16 protein-coding genes and 2 pseudogenes are annotated in these 15,674 nt (G+C 40.9%); 7 read left to right on the forward strand and 11 right to left on the reverse strand.

The window, feature by feature from the left end; translation table 11 throughout:
* Nucleotides 1-122 precede the first annotated feature (122 nt).
* Nucleotides 123-932: an SH3 domain-containing protein gene (locus tag ACED53_RS09605; protein ID WP_017101503.1), complete on the reverse strand. Its 810-nt coding sequence runs from the start codon at nt 930-932 to the stop codon at nt 123-125.
* Nucleotides 933-1,273: 341 nt separating this feature from the next.
* Here ACED53_RS09605 and ACED53_RS09610 point away from each other — a divergent pair.
* A pseudogene (locus ACED53_RS09610) lies at nt 1,274-1,531 on the forward strand (carboxypeptidase M32); the annotation flags it as partial.
* A gap of 102 nt (nt 1,532-1,633) precedes the next feature.
* Here ACED53_RS09610 and ACED53_RS09615 read toward each other — a convergent pair.
* From ACED53_RS09615 to ACED53_RS09625, 3 genes are all read right to left on the reverse strand, one after another.
* Nucleotides 1,634-2,638, reverse strand: coding sequence for a metal-dependent hydrolase (locus ACED53_RS09615; RefSeq protein WP_017101267.1), 1,005 nt, complete (start codon nt 2,636-2,638; stop codon nt 1,634-1,636).
* A gap of 143 nt (nt 2,639-2,781) precedes the next feature.
* On the reverse strand, nt 2,782-3,210 hold the full coding sequence (locus ACED53_RS09620) for a hypothetical protein (protein ID WP_017101266.1): 429 nt from the start codon (nt 3,208-3,210) through the stop codon (nt 2,782-2,784).
* Nucleotides 3,211-3,383: 173 nt separating this feature from the next.
* The gene (locus tag ACED53_RS09625) at nt 3,384-4,193 is read right to left on the reverse strand and encodes a sulfite exporter TauE/SafE family protein (protein ID WP_009846561.1); all 810 of its coding nucleotides are present in this window, start codon (nt 4,191-4,193) and stop codon (nt 3,384-3,386) included.
* A gap of 328 nt (nt 4,194-4,521) precedes the next feature.
* On the opposite strand from ACED53_RS09625, the gene ACED53_RS09630 reads away from it, so the two are divergent.
* Together ACED53_RS09630 and ACED53_RS09635 are read left to right on the forward strand one after the other, a co-directional pair.
* Complete coding sequence (locus ACED53_RS09630; RefSeq protein ID WP_029225523.1) at nt 4,522-5,499, forward strand: DUF1852 domain-containing protein; 978 nt, start codon at nt 4,522-4,524, stop codon at nt 5,497-5,499.
* 46 nt (nt 5,500-5,545) lie between these two features.
* Nucleotides 5,546-6,574: a methionine synthase gene (locus ACED53_RS09635; protein WP_009846559.1), complete on the forward strand. Its 1,029-nt coding sequence runs from the start codon at nt 5,546-5,548 to the stop codon at nt 6,572-6,574.
* 103 nt (nt 6,575-6,677) lie between these two features.
* On the opposite strand, the gene ACED53_RS09640 is transcribed toward ACED53_RS09635, so the two are convergent.
* The 7 genes and pseudogenes from ACED53_RS09640 to ACED53_RS09670 form a co-directional block, all read right to left on the reverse strand.
* The gene (locus tag ACED53_RS09640) at nt 6,678-7,160 is read right to left on the reverse strand and encodes a tetratricopeptide repeat protein (protein WP_029225524.1); all 483 of its coding nucleotides are present in this window, start codon (nt 7,158-7,160) and stop codon (nt 6,678-6,680) included.
* A pseudogene (locus ACED53_RS09645) lies at nt 7,158-7,589 on the reverse strand (GNAT family N-acetyltransferase); the annotation flags it as partial. The gene ACED53_RS09640 and the pseudogene ACED53_RS09645, both read right to left, overlap by 3 nt.
* 85 nt (nt 7,590-7,674) lie before the next feature.
* Complete coding sequence (locus ACED53_RS09650) at nt 7,675-8,181, reverse strand: GNAT family N-acetyltransferase (protein ID WP_017101262.1); 507 nt, start codon at nt 8,179-8,181, stop codon at nt 7,675-7,677.
* 46 nt (nt 8,182-8,227) lie between these two features.
* Nucleotides 8,228-8,695, reverse strand: coding sequence for a cold shock domain-containing protein (locus ACED53_RS09655; protein ID WP_012603768.1), 468 nt, complete (start codon nt 8,693-8,695; stop codon nt 8,228-8,230).
* Between the two features lie 86 nt (nt 8,696-8,781).
* Nucleotides 8,782-8,994, reverse strand: a complete 213-nt coding sequence (locus ACED53_RS09660; RefSeq protein ID WP_017099097.1) for a hypothetical protein — start codon at nt 8,992-8,994, stop codon at nt 8,782-8,784.
* Nucleotides 8,995-9,084: 90 nt separating this feature from the next.
* A complete protein-coding gene (locus tag ACED53_RS09665; RefSeq protein WP_017101261.1) occupies nt 9,085-9,525 on the reverse strand; it encodes a hypothetical protein in 441 nt (146 codons plus the stop codon).
* A gap of 295 nt (nt 9,526-9,820) precedes the next feature.
* Complete coding sequence (locus ACED53_RS09670; RefSeq protein WP_017082636.1) at nt 9,821-10,528, reverse strand: KilA-N domain-containing protein; 708 nt, start codon at nt 10,526-10,528, stop codon at nt 9,821-9,823.
* A gap of 518 nt (nt 10,529-11,046) precedes the next feature.
* Here ACED53_RS09670 and ACED53_RS09675 point away from each other — a divergent pair.
* From ACED53_RS09675 to ACED53_RS09690, 4 genes are all read left to right on the forward strand, one after another.
* The gene (locus tag ACED53_RS09675) at nt 11,047-12,327 is read left to right on the forward strand and encodes a hypothetical protein (RefSeq protein WP_016800282.1); all 1,281 of its coding nucleotides are present in this window, start codon (nt 11,047-11,049) and stop codon (nt 12,325-12,327) included.
* A gap of 178 nt (nt 12,328-12,505) precedes the next feature.
* Nucleotides 12,506-14,080, forward strand: a complete 1,575-nt coding sequence (locus ACED53_RS09680; RefSeq protein WP_017082638.1) for an EAL domain-containing protein — start codon at nt 12,506-12,508, stop codon at nt 14,078-14,080.
* Nucleotides 14,081-14,796: 716 nt separating this feature from the next.
* Complete coding sequence (locus ACED53_RS09685; RefSeq protein WP_016800280.1) at nt 14,797-15,168, forward strand: hypothetical protein; 372 nt, start codon at nt 14,797-14,799, stop codon at nt 15,166-15,168.
* A gap of 174 nt (nt 15,169-15,342) precedes the next feature.
* Nucleotides 15,343-15,645, forward strand: a complete 303-nt coding sequence (locus ACED53_RS09690) for a type IV conjugative transfer system pilin TraA (RefSeq protein WP_016800279.1) — start codon at nt 15,343-15,345, stop codon at nt 15,643-15,645.
* Nucleotides 15,646-15,674: the final 29 nt, after the last annotated feature.

Raw genomic sequence — 15,674 nt, forward strand, 5'->3', positions numbered from 1 at the left:
CCGCATCTTAACTTTTATTACCAAAATCACTTTGTAAATACGTGGATTCCATATACAGAATGGGGAAGTTTCGAGTTATGTCATGCTAGCTAAGGTGGTTTTTTGTTACTCAATACTCAAGTTTATTTAAAAACATTGCCAGATGATGGCTCATAATAAACTCTTCCAGAAGTGTTACTATGATTACCACAATAGGTAAAATACACTCTTCTTGGCTTGTAGTTAACTGAACGTACCCAACCACCTTGGTGCTCAAAATCCTCCACTGAACAGACTCCTGTGTTTATGAGATCCTTCGATACTTTGATGAACTTTGCCTTGTAAGATATGTAGTCATCAGAACTATCTAACGCAGCTTCTAACCTGTTAGATGACATAACTCTCAATTCAGTTGGTTTATGTTTTGACAGATACTTAGAAGAAACCCACCTCGCTACTTCCCCATCAACACCTTCTATAGTGCCATCATAGTACTTGGAAATTCTTGACCAACCATTAGTCGTCTCAAAGACCTGCACCAATTGTCGTCGATATATTACATTGGTTTTCTTGCCTGTCTTAGCCGGAGACAGTCTAACGTTTAATTCACTTGCGGTTACGTAAAAATCACTAATTGTAATAGTTGTATCAGATGCAGTTACTGTTTTGGATTGAACGGAAGCTTGATTATTACGACTCTTTTTATCCTCGACATAGGTATTATCGTTATCAGACATTCCTATATATCCTAAAAATCCTCCCAAAAAAGCAGCAAATGTTAAGTATGACCATTTATTCTGCTGACTTGGGGTTGGTAACAGTACAATGATTGCTCCAAAAATTGGACTAAGAATAAAGGAAAAAAAGAAAAAACCTATACCAGATCTTCCTTTACGCTTTGCATAAGCACCAACAGCTACAGACAACCCAATCCAAATAATATAACTAAACATATTAACTCACCTGTTGGGAACCGTTTTGGATCGGCCTAAGCACTTTACTTCACTACCTTATATAAACTTTAAGGCAAAGGTTGGATAACGCAAACTTTCACAAAAAAATATTTCTTAGTTTTATCCGAAAAGTTATTTAATTGCGTGACGAGTAGTTTCCTTGCTCAACAATGGAACAGCTTAGTCGATAATGAATTAATGATCTATTTGACAATCCCTGCCAATGGAAAGAACGAGCCTAGATTAGATGAGAAGAAAAACTGAAACTCACAATAGGGCAAAACGAGTTAAACTAGGATCTACCTAATCTAAAGATTTGCAGGTTACATTACACCATAGATCGCGGCGCATTTGGTTATTTCCCATCGTACACACTAGGTGCGATATACGCGGCTCAGTTCATGGCTTCAATGAAGAAAACAGTGGATGTGAACGCTGTGATTGAAAGTGGCGACCTATCACCTATCTTCACTTGGTTAGAATCGAATATTTGGAGTAAAGGCAGCCAGCTTAACACCGATGACTTGGTGAAAGGCGCAACCGGTGAAACCTTGAATGCGCAATACTTCAAAGACCACCTAAGAAGCCGTTACCTTTAATGTTTTATTAAAGAGTTTTCGAACAAAGAAAACTAGGTAATAGACGAATAAAAAAGGCTGAGCAGATTATCTGACTCAGCCTTTTTACTGTTTAAAACTAGCTCATTTATCTCCAGTAAGCATATCGAAGAAGATCTGTCTCGACTCTGGGGTGTTGTCTCGATGAGTTTCGTATTTTACATGTGTATTTGCATCAACTGCTTTTGATAGCTTGATGCTCCAAAGTGCTTTCATTTGATTCGGTACAATTGAGTATCGGACATCGATAATACGCAGCTCGTCCGTTGGGTCCTGAGCAATATAACCATTAGAGAACCAGCGAAAACGTTCAATATCTTTGGCTTGTTGTGAATTAGGGGCAAGCCACGGGAAATCCTGACTCACATTCAGCTTAGCGATCGACTCTCCGGGGTATATATTTACCGATGTACCAACCCGCACTGCGTCTACATGATAATGAGCCTCTGTTTCGTACACCACTTTCCAAACTAAGATATTCGCAAAGCTTGGTTTTGCCTCTAATCGAATCGGCGTATGTTGTCTTTGTTCCGCTAATTGCCACCCAATAGCCTCTGCCCTATCTCTTTGTATCATCCCTAATGTTGGATAAATTAGAGCCCAAGCAAACGCAACACGTGCTAGCCAAGGTGCTCGTTTCAACGTTGCAAACACAAGCAAAACTAAGATGGGCAGCGTATAAACAGGATCGATGATTGATATGGTATTCCAAGCAAAACGCGCATTAGTCAAAGGCCAAAGTAACTGCGTGCCATAAGTGGTACAAGCGTCTAACAGTGCATGAGTGCCATAGCCCAGAGCGCAAAACAGCCAGCTTTGTTTGAAAGAAAGCCCACGCCTTTTTGCAATCAGGTGATGCAGAACCAAGGCACATATCAAACTGCCAATGGGGATAAAGAAGAGTGAATGGGTAAATTGTCGATGAAATTCCAACGCCAACAAAGGGTCACTTTGAGACTTAATCAGTGCATCTAGATCTGGTGCCAATCCAGAAAGCAGCCCTAATACCCCAGCAACAACCAAATGTTGTTTTTTGCTTGCCAATTGTGACAAAGAAGCGCCTAACACGCCCTGCGTTAAAGGATCCATAAATCACTCATTGATAGCATTCCGTTGAATCAAATAAGATACATTTAGCTATAGCAGTGAATTGGGTTAAATAACAATGTTTTATCAAGATAATAATGTTGATAAAACACCCTGACATTAATGGATTCCATGAAGAGTTAGCGTTAAACGTTTTGCTGTGTGGCCTTGCTTAACAGCATTTCCCAATCAGATTTATCAACCTGTCCTTTGTGAACATTCACTTTGTAATAGCCATTTTTAGTCAGTGATTTAACTTGAATATACTGACGAGAAAAGACAGAGTTTTTGATCAATAAGTTCGCTTTAACGTCATGTAGATGTATCTCTTCACCGACTAAAGATAAATGTCTTCGGGTGAACTTGGAGACCAAAGCATAGACAGTGATCATGATTAAGATAGAAGTAACGAAAGGGAAAAACTGGAGCTCAGTCTGATAAAATAAGTTGATAGCTAAAGATGCGATCACGTAACTTATTGTCATTGATAGAGCCACGTTCCAACGTGGGCCGTTGCCCTTAAATGAAATTTCTCGTGCCATCGCTCGCTCCTTTAGATAAGTATTTGACCACATTTGAATATTTATTAAACGCGAACAATCTTGTTATGAACCATGGTGCATTAAAAGGAGTAACTCATGTTATTGGAGGGCTCAGATCGCAATTAGACATTTACATGCATTTTTTCGCACCTAAATGTCTAATGAATAAAGAAACTGAATCAGTTACAGGTTACTGAATTCTTTAATTAACGAGCAACCATACTTGCTGCGATAACCACCAACAGTACTGAGAAGATCTTCTTAATCGTTGGAACAGGTAAATGGTTAGTTGCTTTTGCGCCTAGCGGAGCTGTAAACCAAGATGTGCACACGATGCCTAGCAGCGCAGGCAAATAAACAAAGCCAGCAAAACCTTCTGTTAGAGCAAAGTGGCTGCTGCCCGAGGTGATATAACCGATAGACCCAAATAATGCGATCACAATGCCACAAGCCGACGCACAACCAATGGCCTTTTTCATATCGACAGAGAAGAACGTCAATAGTGGAACCAGCAATGCCCCACCACCAATGCCTATCATGGCTGACAAGCCGCCCGTAATAGTTGTAAGAACCGTTAGTACGCCCTTGTTCGGTAGCTTTCGTTCTTTAGGCGCGTCATTTTTGCTGCTTAAGAACATCTTGATCGCAATAAGAACCACACTTACGGCAAACACAATACGAACAACTTTTTCCGGTAAAAGAGCCGCCATAAAGCCACTAATCAATGCACCCAGAGCAACACCCAACATGATCCAAGGTGCCAAATCCCAAGGCACGTTTCCATTTTTGTGGTGAGCAAGCGCAGAGGAAGTTGAGGTAAACAAAATTGATGCCAAGGAAGTCGCAATCGCTGCAACGACCACTTGGTCAGCAGGTAAAACTTCTAAGTGAAGTAAAATGCTGCTTAACACAGGTACAATGATAAGCCCTCCGCCAATCCCCAAAAGTCCGGCAAGAAAACCAACACCACTGCCTAATAATGCACAGTATAAAATCAACAACAGCAACTCACTCATTTCGTCCATCTCTTAATTAAATTAATTGTCTTAAATAACGCACTATTAATGTGGTTATATTTCCATCAAGCCAATTAATATAACTGACACCACCTAATATTTTCAAACATAATAGATCATGAATATTCCTCATGTTGAATGTGAAGGAATACCATTGTTAATCATTTATCGAACCAAGTATAAAAATACCAAGCGATTAACTTAATACCGTATTAATTTTTCATACAGTATTGCCTTCAACTATTAATCCGGTCACAAGCAAAAATAAAAGCAATTTTAATTCTAAAGACCGAGAAAGTCAGACTACAGATTGGGATATCAGATCAACATGAATACAGAATTTAATTTTACAATTAAGAGCATTAGCCTCGACGAGAACTATCAACCTGCGGACAGCACACGTATCACCACCAACTTCGCTAACTTGGCGCGTGGTGACAGCCGCCAAGCAAACTTGCGCAATGCACTGCAGATGATTGACAACAGTTTCAACGCATTAGCACACTGGGACAACCCAAAGGGCGATCGTTACTCTGTAGAGCTTGAAATCATTTCTGTTGATATGGACATTGAAAGCAACGGCGAAGCATTCCCTTCCATTGAAGTACTGAAAACCAATATTCTAGACCGTAAAACCAACGAGCATATTGAAGGCATTATCGGAAATAACTTCTCTTCTTATGTTCGAGATTATGACTTTAGCGTACGTCTATTGGATCATAATAAAGGCCAAGAGAAATTCAGCATTCCAGAAGATTTTGGGGATTTACACGGCAAGCTTTTTAAATATTTCGTTAACTCTGACGCTTACAAAAAGAACTTTAATAAACCACCTGTTATTTGCTTAAGCGTGTCAGATAATAAAACCTATTACCGAACCGAGAACCAACATCCTGTGTTAGGTTTTGAATACCAACCGAATGAGTCTTCTTTAACTGAACAATACTTTAAGAAGATGGGGTTACAGGTTCGTTACTTCATGCCGCCAAACAGTGTTGCACCTCTAGCTTTCTATTTCTTTGGTGATCTACTGAACGATTACTCAAACCTAGAGCTTATCAGCACCATCAGCACCATGGGTACATTCCAAAAAATCTACCGCCCTGAGATTTACAACGCGAATGCGGTTGCAGGTAACTGCTACCAACCAAACTTGAAAAACTTGGATCACTCGCTAACTCAAATCGTGTATGACCGAGAAGAACGAAGCAAATTAGCTATCGAACAAGGTAAATTCGCAGAAGAGACTTTCATTAAGCCATACCAGTCAGTTCTAGAGAACTGGTCTGCCAACTACGCGCTTTAATCGAGCAATTACGCTCTTAAATCACCAAGGATAGGCAGTATAAATTATGAAAACATTATTACCGACTTCAACAGCAGGCAGCTTACCTAAGCCATCTTGGCTAGCACAGCCAGAGACACTTTGGTCTCCATGGAAACTGGAAGGTGACGAATTAACCGACGGCAAACAAGACGCGCTACGTGTCTCTCTTCAAGACCAGCAACAAGCCGGTATTGATATTGTGAGTGACGGCGAACAGACACGTCAGCACTTTGTAACAACCTTCATTGAACACTTGAATGGCGTGGATTTTGAGAAGCGTGAAACCGTTAAAATTCGCGACCGTTACGATGCGAGTGTACCAACAGTCGTTGGCCCTGTTTCTCGTCAAAAATCGGTTTTTGTCGAAGATGCTAAGTTCTTACGCCAGCAAACGGATCAACCAATTAAGTGGGCTCTACCGGGGCCAATGACCATGATAGATACGCTTTACGACGCGCATTACCAAAGCCGTGAAAAGCTAGCATGGGAGTTCGCAAAAATCCTTAACGAAGAAGCAAAAGAGTTAGAAGCTGCTGGTGTTGATATTATTCAGTTCGATGAGCCTGCGTTTAACGTATTTTTTGATGACGTGAATGATTGGGGTATTGCTTGTTTAGAAAGAGCCATTGAAGGGCTTAAGTGTGAAACTGCAGTCCATATTTGTTATGGCTACGGCATCAAAGCAAATACGGATTGGAAAAAGACACTAGGTACCGAATGGCGCCAATACGAAGAGGTATTTCCTAAGCTTCAGCAGTCGAATATCGATATCATCTCATTAGAGTGTCATAACTCTCATGTGCCGGTTGAATTGCTTGAGCTCGTTCGAGGTAAGAAAGTGATGGTCGGTGCTATCGATGTTGCAACCAATTCAATTGAAACACCAGAAGAAGTTGCCGACACTCTACGAGAAACACTGAAGTATGTTGATGCCGATAAGCTCTACCCGTGCACCAACTGCGGCATGGCTCCCCTTCCTCGTGAAATTGCCTCAGCTAAGCTCAATGCGCTAAGCGCTGGCGCAGAGATCGTTCGTAAAGAACTTTCAGAGTAACGGTTTAAACTCAAACCAAAACTAAAACCGAATTCTTGAAGCCTAAGTATCCTATTGATGCTTAGGCTTTTTTCTCTATTAGTACATAATCTTTATACGCTGCTTACCAGGTTTTATCTAAGTCTTGAGCATATAAAGAGATCGCGCGTTGGTACTCTTTAATCGCCTCGCTATTAGTCGTAGATACCAAAAGCTCAAGTAACAGCGACGTCGCCTCTTTATGGCGACCCAAATTGTACAAACACATTGCGTAGAAAGGTTTCACCTCTATCGAGTCAGGATACTCAGCCCTAGTCTGTTCGAAATAGCCTAAAGCCTCTGCATAAAGACCAAGGCTTCGATAAGTACTCGCCAAACCGAACAGCGCATCAAAACGCTCTACTGAAGAAAGCACGCCAGACAGAGATAGCACATAGTGCTCAATCGCCTGTCGCTCTTTACCTTGATTATCGTAAGACCACGCGATCTGCAAGTGCGCTTTCGCGGCATAATTTTCATCAGTGAGTAGCGTTGCCAACAAGTCACGTGACTCTGGGTACTTCTCTTCTTTTCGCAATTCGATTGCTTGTTTGATAATGGTGTCCATAGTTCTTCCTAAAATCAGTTCCATTTCAACGAGTCCTTTCACTTCAGACAACTGAGTAAAACCTTTTGATTGATAAAGCTTAATAGCGGGATTCTCACTGAACACACGCAACACTAACTGAGCTGATGATTGATTGTTCGCATGTTTAATAACTAAATCGAGACACTTAGAACCAAAGCCTCTACCTTGATATTCAGCTAATATCTGCAAGTCCCTAAGAAACGTTGTATCACTGTTGTAACTGAAGCGGACAACACCAATACGGCTATCCCCTACATAAACTTCATAGTTATCCAGTTCATCCCAGCTGCGTAAAAACTGACTATGACCCCAAGCGATGCCACGAGCTTGGTAGTAACTCGCCATATTCGTTTTAGTGATCGATTCAGCGAACTTAGGATCGGAACCTTTGACTAACCTTACTTCCATATTGTGTCCTTTGTTTCTAAATCAAACATTGAGCAATACGTAATTTAAGTACCAAGAGTATTGCATCGTGTTTAAACCATCCTAATCAATCTGGTTCCTTGGTTAACGCCTTCTCTAACCACATTGAACTGATGTATTGACCGTTTTTCTTCGCATATTCATTGAACACTCCGACTTCTCGAAATCCAAAACGTTTATGAAGTGCTATTGTAGCCTCATTAGGTAAAGCAAAACCTGAGAGTACGCGGTGAACACCATAATCACTAATCGATACAAATAGCTGAGAATAAAGCTTAGAGCCTAAGCCTTTACCTTGAGCTTCTGTCGCAAGATAAATAGTGACCTCTGCGGTATCTTCAAATGCCGACATAACCCGGTATTGCTGAGAACACGCGAAGCCTAATAACGCATCACCTTCTGTCGCGACATAAAGTTGATATTTACTTTGACTAGAAAATTGAGAAAACCACTGCTGGCGATTTTCCAACGACAACTTCTCTTCTTCAAAGCGCGCATTGGTATGTTCAATATAAAAGTTGAAGATATCGGTGATGCCTGCAATATCAGGTAATGTCCCTACTCTGATTTCCATGTAATGTCCTTTTAGCTGTCTATTTTGAATGACTAGTAAACAGGCATCAATAGTGACTGCAGAACTGACTCTCGCAAGGAATACCATCACGATCACCATCTATTTTCACATTGGGACAGTTTGCCAAATAAAACTTTGCTTCATCACAAGATAACATCTCACTGCAGTACATTTTTCCTTGGCAGCTAAAACCCATACTCTCATATGCCGGATTTAACTTTGGCTCTAACAAAAAAAGATAAAAAGCTGCCCCTATAAGACCAACGATAAGTGCAGACAAAATAAGTGATAAAGGATTGGATTTGAGTGGTTCTATACCAACTAACTGAGCACTCGAAGCGCTGAGTTTAGAAGAACTATGTGATAGTTGAAATTCAACGCTATCTCCCACTTTTGGAGAACGATAACCCTTTCGAAATTTGGATATATGAACAAAAATATCGCCCTTTAATTCATCTGAGTTGATGAATCCAAACCCCCTCTCATCAACCCATCGAACAATTTTTCCATTCATAACTATTCCTCTCCAAACCGTCTCTTGGTCTTAGTTCAAATCACTAACAATATTCCGTTACGCTTAATAGGGTTCAAGTTTTCCCATTAAGGACTCTTAACTTTACCCATTTTAGTCAGGATGCCTTTGCCCTTCTCATAAACAAAAGATAAACCAAAGTAGACTGAAACCCACAAGACAAAATCAAGAGCGGCTAACTTGATATCAAGTGGATCTGAAAAGATGTTATAGGTGTGTCCAAACTTTGCTTCAATTGATTTAACTAAAATCACTGTAGCGATAAAAATCACAATCCTCATGGGTTTCCCTATCTATACGTTTAAACTAAATCGTACACATGCGCGTGGATATTGTTTAAGTTATTCCAAGTATATAATGCGTTTATAGCCCTACATGTCGTTGGCTTTTTCTATAAACCAAGTGCCTTTACACGGGCCATTGGTTAAATGCCAACGACCATCAAATCTATTGCTACTGCCACGTGCGGAAAAACGATAATCCCATTGGCGATGTTTAGCATATAAACGTAAGTCGCCGCTTTCCGTAACCCAGCCCTCTAACTGTGTTCCGTTGTAGGTAAGCCTTAGAGTAGCCTTACCCCCACGAATGCTTCCGGTGATGGTTGTGCGTTCACACATATTATTGCTAGTGGTGTTAATACGGCGGCCTAGCCACTCACCGTCGAAATCGGTAGAAGGAACAAATTGGGGACTATCAGGAAGTTTAGGAAACGACTCGGAATTACTGGACCCGAACCACTGGAGTTCACGACCAACAAAGAAGAAGACAACAAAGCCGATTGATATCGCTATCACAAATCCCTTTTTCATGAGCCTCTTCCTAATCCACTGACCTTAAGAAAAGAACCCTAACATAATGAAAAGTAATAACTTACTATCAATTTAATTAATTTTGATATATTCCACAAATTGCATTCAAATGTTGAATATAGAGAAAGCGGCATCGTACGAAGTTCTGCTGTAGAACTTGGAAAAAACGAATGCAATGCATTACAAATCAATAGGTTAATTAAAATAAAATGTATATAAAAACAGTGGTAATTGACGTTTTATCTCCATAAATAACGCTGTTTTACAATGAATGCCGCCATTTTTGCCGCCACTTTTACATAACCCTGTTTATCAACGAATTATGATTTCGGCTTAACGCCATTACATCATCTACCAACTTCTCGAGTTGCTTTTGCTGCATTTGCATTCGGCCTTGGAAGCTTTGGTATTCACTTTCATCCACTAATGCTAGCCCGTGTTCTCTCGCTTGCTGCTTGAGTAACTGCAGTTCTGGGATTTGACTACGCAATTCATTTTCTAAGTCTTGTTTAAGTACTCTTTTTGCCAATGCGTGTTCAAAACCATGCTCTTGTGACCAAGTATTGGTATTGAATACGGCATTGTAGTGCACATGAACATTTTGGCTTGTTACGTTTTTCGCCTTCGCCAATTCAAAGATTAAGTCGTTTAAGGATAGGTCTTGCGGAACAGTTGGAGTAGGAAGTGCTAGAGCTGTGGGCATAGTGTCGAACGCACGAATGACATTTAGGTGGAACTTTGGGCTAATCCACATTGCGTATGAGTAGACCAATTCTTTGCATACCCAAGTCCCCGCATCACTACCGCCACGTTTGGTATTTATAGCAAAGCAGGAATTACTGCTTTGCTCAATTTCATTAACCAGTTCTTGAGTTTGCTGATTCTTGATAAAAATACTTGGACGATGTCGATTGTGTCCACCACTCGCTTTATGCAGATCGTTTAGCGAATACAAATTATCGAGTGTGCGAATGTCTTTAGAAAAGATTGTTAAATTTGGCATGGTTGCCTCCTTGGGGATGATCTTTAAATCACCACACAAAGGGACTAATCTTCGGGTGGTGAGCTGAACAAGGTTAGTCCTACCGCTCCCAAGGTTACGGCCAGCCGAAGCTGCCTCGCCCAGCCCACCATAATGCTGATAGTACGTTTTATAAGTAAAACGACTATGTTCAGGTGTGCTGAAGCTGCACATAAAAAACCAGCAAAAGCTAGCGTCTATGCGCCTTGGGTGTATATTGCGGGGGACTAATCCCGACACTGGATTTTGCCAGTGCCGTTACAGATTAACGATGTGGAAGATCGGTGTCAAACGTTTAATAACGTTGCATATTGTATAGAGCGCGGTTCTTACAATCAGCTTGCCTCACCCATGAACGTAGACAGAATCGAGACAAAAACAACTCCAGAGCACACACGCAGTTCCAGAGTCACACTAAATTATTAACTAATTTAGATTCGTTTTATTTGTAACTATTGTAATTTTAGCCACCCATACAAATACGAATGATAATAATTATCATGAATTGTTTAAAGAAAATAATAGTTTCCTCATTTTTCCTCTCACCAATACATTGTTATTCTACAGAAATTATAGGGGAAGCTTTTCAATCGAATGACTCTTACGAAAATAAGATTAGAGATAAAAAATCGTTAGAGTTAGAAGCCCCTGACTGTACTGGCAACTCCTCTTGGATTGATTACCCTTCCTTACCTCAAGAGCCTACAGAAACGAGTAAATCCGATATTAATTGCAGTTTTATGCAGTTTGCATGGCAATCTTTTGCTTATTATACCAGTGACAAGACACCGGATTTATTCTTGAATATGATGCCGAAAGACAGAATATTTAAAGAGATACCCGATAGTTGGGACAATAAAGGTGATCAAGGATTAGTACAAAGTGAGATCCTTCAAGCCGGCTCTAATTTCCCATTGAACGATCAAGAAGGCAATCCGGTCTTCTATCAACAAAGTGTCAATAAAAAATTCTACAATGACATCGTCAAACACGGATTAAACAATAGCCAATGTGTCGCCGATATTGACAGTGGGAAAACACCGTTTGAAATATCCCCAGGCTCCACTGAAGTAAAAACCTCATGGAAATTAATATCTAATAACGACAACCCTGAAAAATTTTTCACTATTCATAGAGATGTTGAGATCGACGGGGCAGTAAGGAGTAATGTTCTAATGGGCTTGGTCGGGATTCATGTAGTGCGAAAAACAAGGAATCATCCTGAATTCATTTGGACCACATTTGAACACAAGGAAAACGCTCCTGATTGTGCTGATGTTCCTAACCTATCAAATTTTGAAAAATCAGGTAAATGGACATTTTTCAACCCAATGTCCTTTCAGAAAGTGAATACTTACTTCCCTGGTAAACCTACTCAAGTCTGTAGAGAAACACCCTATGGGGTTGGTGTTTTAACGAAAACTGAAGTAGCTAAAGATATAAAAGCGCTTAACGAGGCAATGTCAGATTATTACCAATCACGTAAATCTGTTTGGTCTAACTACTTCCTTGTGGGCACATCTTGGACAGTCTCAAACGAGAGTGATTTAAATAAAGGAGAGGTGCCTCCCTCTTGGAAAAATGAAATAGGGGGTTCGAAGTTATTATCAAACAGTACAATGGAGACCTATGTCCAAAACCCTCAATGGTTTGCTTTAGTGCATCCTAAAGAAGATAGGGGCTGTTTTGCTTGTCATAAATATGACCCTTTAACAAAGAAAGCCTTACATTTAAGCCATATGTTTAATGCGGCCCAAGATTACGGTCAGTGTTTTCTTTAAGGCTTGATTTAGAACCTAAAAATTGAAACTTCCTAACAAAGAGTGATCGGCTTTCCACTTTTATGATCTTACCCTTTCAGATTAAAAGGTTTTATAGAAATTAACATTAATTAAACCGCATAATAACATTTCACAGCTCAACACAATTCGTTGGATTTATAATTATAAAGAGTTAAGTATGCGCTCCAGACACCCTTGGTTAGACCGCTTATTCAGTCCCCACCCTCAATGGGTCTATAAGACTGGTGTTATGTTATTGGCCCTGTTGTTTAGCTTATTGGCTTCATTAGCAACCAGTCTTTATCAAGTTCATAATGAAATTAAGCATGACGTCGACTACCTCGATCAAATCGTTTCTGTTGCGATTAAATATGGGCTTGAAAAACCCATTCTTTCTGAAGCCAGCGTCGCTAGCGGTGAATGCTCCACTGACACTATAGAGCAGTTAGAGAAGCTTTATGTGTCGCATCTACTTATGTCGATACCCATCGTTAATCTTGATAAGCAGAAACCTTATACCTATTGCTCTCCTTTCGGCGTTGAGCAATTTGAACAACGTAATTTTAAGAACTTACTCAGTACACAATTAAAAGGGGAAATGTGGCGTTTAGCGATTTATTCTCTCTCCACAACCCCAAAACATCCCCCCTATTTATACGGTTCGAATGGACAATATGGCTTCCTCTTTCCATTACGCACGGAATACCTTTTTCTTGAAAATGATTTAGACCATCAACGCTCTATTCGTTTATCTTTACCAAAAGAAAATTACACTATCCTTGAAATAGGCAGTTTGCCCAATGCTGATCGCCTGTACTCGAACTCAGTTGCTTCAAACTATCTTCCTCTTACCTTTGAATCCTCCGTCTCTGCCTCACGAGTGCTTTCGAAGTTTAAGCAAAACTTGTGGCCGGTCACCACTTTACTCTTTATGATTTCACTCACCATTCTTTGGTTATGTGTTTCCTATTGGCACGCAAAAAAAGAAATTGCTCTTCAAAAAGCGGTTCGAGACGCCCAGTTTTTCCCCTATTATCAACCCATTGTAGACGCACAAACAGGTAAAATGCTCGGTGTCGAAGCTTTACTCCGATGGATTCCCTCTGATGGCCGCGTCATAGAACCAAGCAAGTTCATCCATTATCTAGAGCAAAGTGGGGATATCATTCCAACAACAGAAAATCTCATTACAACCATTTACCGCGACTTATCGTCTTTGATGAGTCAAAACGCTGAGTTTTATTGCAGTGTCAACATCACTCCTCTGCACCTACAAAATGACGATTTTTACCACTATTTAAAGCGGTTTCAGCACGACTACTCAAAACTGACGCTTGAATTGACAGAACGCCAACCGATTGAAAATTTGGCGTTTGCCAGTCAGCGCCTCGCCTTACTCAAAACATTAGGACTTAAAATAAGCCTTGATGATGCAGGTACCGGTTATGGCGGAAACTCCTATTTGCATTATTTCGATATTGACACTATCAAAATAGACAAAATGTTTACACGCTCCATTGATGAAGGAAAATCCGCTGTTCTCGATGGGTATATTAAAATGGCTAAGCAGTTAGAAATGAATCTAGTAGCGGAAGGGGTTGAAAATAAGCTTGAAGCTAACGGGCTTTTATTAAGAGGCGTCTTTCAACATCAAGGTTACTATTACGCTAAACCTATGTCGATTGAAGATCTCCATCGCTGGGCTTTAGATTATGGTTATACTCACGAGCGGGTTAGTGAGGCGCTCAGCTAAAAACATCACGGAGCTTACCTTAGTCAACAACGAAAAGATGCTCTTACTAATACTCGTGGTTTAGCCTATTTGAGTCCATAAAACGAACACGTCGGGAGTAAAGAAGATAACCACACTCTTTACTCATTTGTGGCCTCACTTACTTAAAGTGGTCCACCAAGGTCCCCTTGTGGGATAACGAACCATTCCCGCCTTACACATCAGAACATGTACGTCAGAAAACCCTTTTGGCCCGTTCTTTCACGATAGGTCGAAAACCAAGTCCCTTGTGCGTTGCTGATGCTTTCAAACATTGTCATCCCCATTGATGTTGATTCATACTGACTACGTTGATATCGCAGTCTTTGAAATCAAAGTCGAAAAACACATTCGTCGGCTTATTATTCCATCTGCATACCAACACCTGCATCACCGTAAGAGTGGCTGCCTTCACTATTGCAAAAAGCGCCGCAGATGGGCGCAGGCCTGCGTAATATGCCTAAAAAGTTCAGGAGCCTTATCTGGGGCGACGTCCAAGGCTGTTTTTCTACTCAATTAAGCATGCTGGTTGAGTGGTTAAACAGAGTTACTTGGGAATACCAGACACCACACCCTTTGGGTGTGCGTATTCTACTACAAGAATACACAAGCCAGTTTGTAGCACGGCTCTTGAGAGAGAGCCCATTGTTTTGTTCTTTTAAAAGAGCAAAACAATGTCCTTAAAAGGAGTTTGAATAATGCAAATTGTATACGGATATTGTCGTGAAGATGAGGCGGGGAGTTTATTGGACCGCTTTGTTGAACAAGGGGATTTTGTCAGCTTCAAAGAACTGGGCTCAGTCGGGCGTGAATACATGGCATTTGCTGCTTTGTTGCCTTTTACTGACCGCCTCCCCTTTCCTTTCTATTGGAAGGGTGTTCATTTCGTTTCGGTTCAAAAACACACTCAATCGGTCCGTCAACTCACGCCACCACCATCAAAAAATGCTCGCAAAAAACATTATCGTAAACTCAAGAACACGATCATGACCCCTCAAAATTGGAAACAACACGTCTGTCGCAATCGCGGTTTGAAGTCTGTAAACGCTTCCTTGTTGCCTTTAATGTAATCGAGAAGAACCATGGGGCTCAACGGCAACACCTTCACTCATGCGGCCCAAAGCCTTCCCCAAAATATGGGGAACTAACAACGTCCATTTTTCAACCCACCAGATGCACGACACCCCTTTTGATAAAAGCGGTGCGATGTCGTGCCTCTTTTATTTACATTTAAAGGTAACCACATGAAAGATAAAACCTCACGCTTCAACCTTCCTCTTACGTATTGGCGTCACTTTTGTACGCTACTGGCCGTCTACTTTGCCTGTGCGTCACCCGCTTACGCCGATGACCTTTTTGCCAGTGGTAAAGATACCGTGACCAACACGGTAGGGACGGGGTCTTCTGGCGAGTTCTACATTCTGGTGGCAGGCCTGATTGGCGGCATCATCGTGGGCATCATGCAAAAGAACTGGGTGGGTGGCATCATCGGCTTTTTCGTTGGCGTGGTGTTCTGGGAAGTTGGTAAAGGGTTTGTAGGCTTATAAACCACATAAGGAGAGCGCGAAACTATTCG

Source organism: Vibrio sp. 1F169 (assembly GCF_041439605.1).
In the GTDB taxonomy this organism is placed as follows: Bacteria; Pseudomonadota; Gammaproteobacteria; order Enterobacterales; family Vibrionaceae; genus Vibrio; species Vibrio tasmaniensis_A.

What these genes read in the sequence shown, in the direction of transcription:
- ACED53_RS09685 (WP_016800280.1), top strand. Translation starts at nt 14,797, where the DNA reads ATGCAAATTGTATACGGATATTGTCGTGAAGATGAGGCGGGGAGTTTA.
- ACED53_RS09625 (WP_009846561.1), bottom strand. Translation starts at nt 4,193, where the DNA reads ATGAGTGAGTTGCTGTTGTTGATTTTATACTGTGCATTATTAGGCAGT.
- ACED53_RS09660 (WP_017099097.1), bottom strand. Translation starts at nt 8,994, where the DNA reads ATGAGGATTGTGATTTTTATCGCTACAGTGATTTTAGTTAAATCAATT.
- ACED53_RS09670 (WP_017082636.1), bottom strand. Translation starts at nt 10,528, where the DNA reads ATGCCAAATTTAACAATCTTTTCTAAAGACATTCGCACACTCGATAAT.
- ACED53_RS09665 (WP_017101261.1), bottom strand. Translation starts at nt 9,525, where the DNA reads ATGAAAAAGGGATTTGTGATAGCGATATCAATCGGCTTTGTTGTCTTC.
- ACED53_RS09690 (WP_016800279.1), top strand. Translation starts at nt 15,343, where the DNA reads ATGAAAGATAAAACCTCACGCTTCAACCTTCCTCTTACGTATTGGCGT.
- ACED53_RS09630 (WP_029225523.1), top strand. Translation starts at nt 4,522, where the DNA reads ATGAATACAGAATTTAATTTTACAATTAAGAGCATTAGCCTCGACGAG.
- ACED53_RS09615 (WP_017101267.1), bottom strand. Translation starts at nt 2,638, where the DNA reads ATGGATCCTTTAACGCAGGGCGTGTTAGGCGCTTCTTTGTCACAATTG.
- ACED53_RS09620 (WP_017101266.1), bottom strand. Translation starts at nt 3,210, where the DNA reads ATGTGGTCAAATACTTATCTAAAGGAGCGAGCGATGGCACGAGAAATT.
- ACED53_RS09635 (WP_009846559.1), top strand. Translation starts at nt 5,546, where the DNA reads ATGAAAACATTATTACCGACTTCAACAGCAGGCAGCTTACCTAAGCCA.
- ACED53_RS09605 (WP_017101503.1), bottom strand. Translation starts at nt 932, where the DNA reads ATGTTTAGTTATATTATTTGGATTGGGTTGTCTGTAGCTGTTGGTGCT.
- ACED53_RS09650 (WP_017101262.1), bottom strand. Translation starts at nt 8,181, where the DNA reads ATGGAAATCAGAGTAGGGACATTACCTGATATTGCAGGCATCACCGAT.
- ACED53_RS09655 (WP_012603768.1), bottom strand. Translation starts at nt 8,695, where the DNA reads ATGAATGGAAAAATTGTTCGATGGGTTGATGAGAGGGGGTTTGGATTC.
- ACED53_RS09640 (WP_029225524.1), bottom strand. Translation starts at nt 7,160, where the DNA reads ATGGACACCATTATCAAACAAGCAATCGAATTGCGAAAAGAAGAGAAG.
- ACED53_RS09680 (WP_017082638.1), top strand. Translation starts at nt 12,506, where the DNA reads ATGCGCTCCAGACACCCTTGGTTAGACCGCTTATTCAGTCCCCACCCT.
- ACED53_RS09675 (WP_016800282.1), top strand. Translation starts at nt 11,047, where the DNA reads ATGAATTGTTTAAAGAAAATAATAGTTTCCTCATTTTTCCTCTCACCA.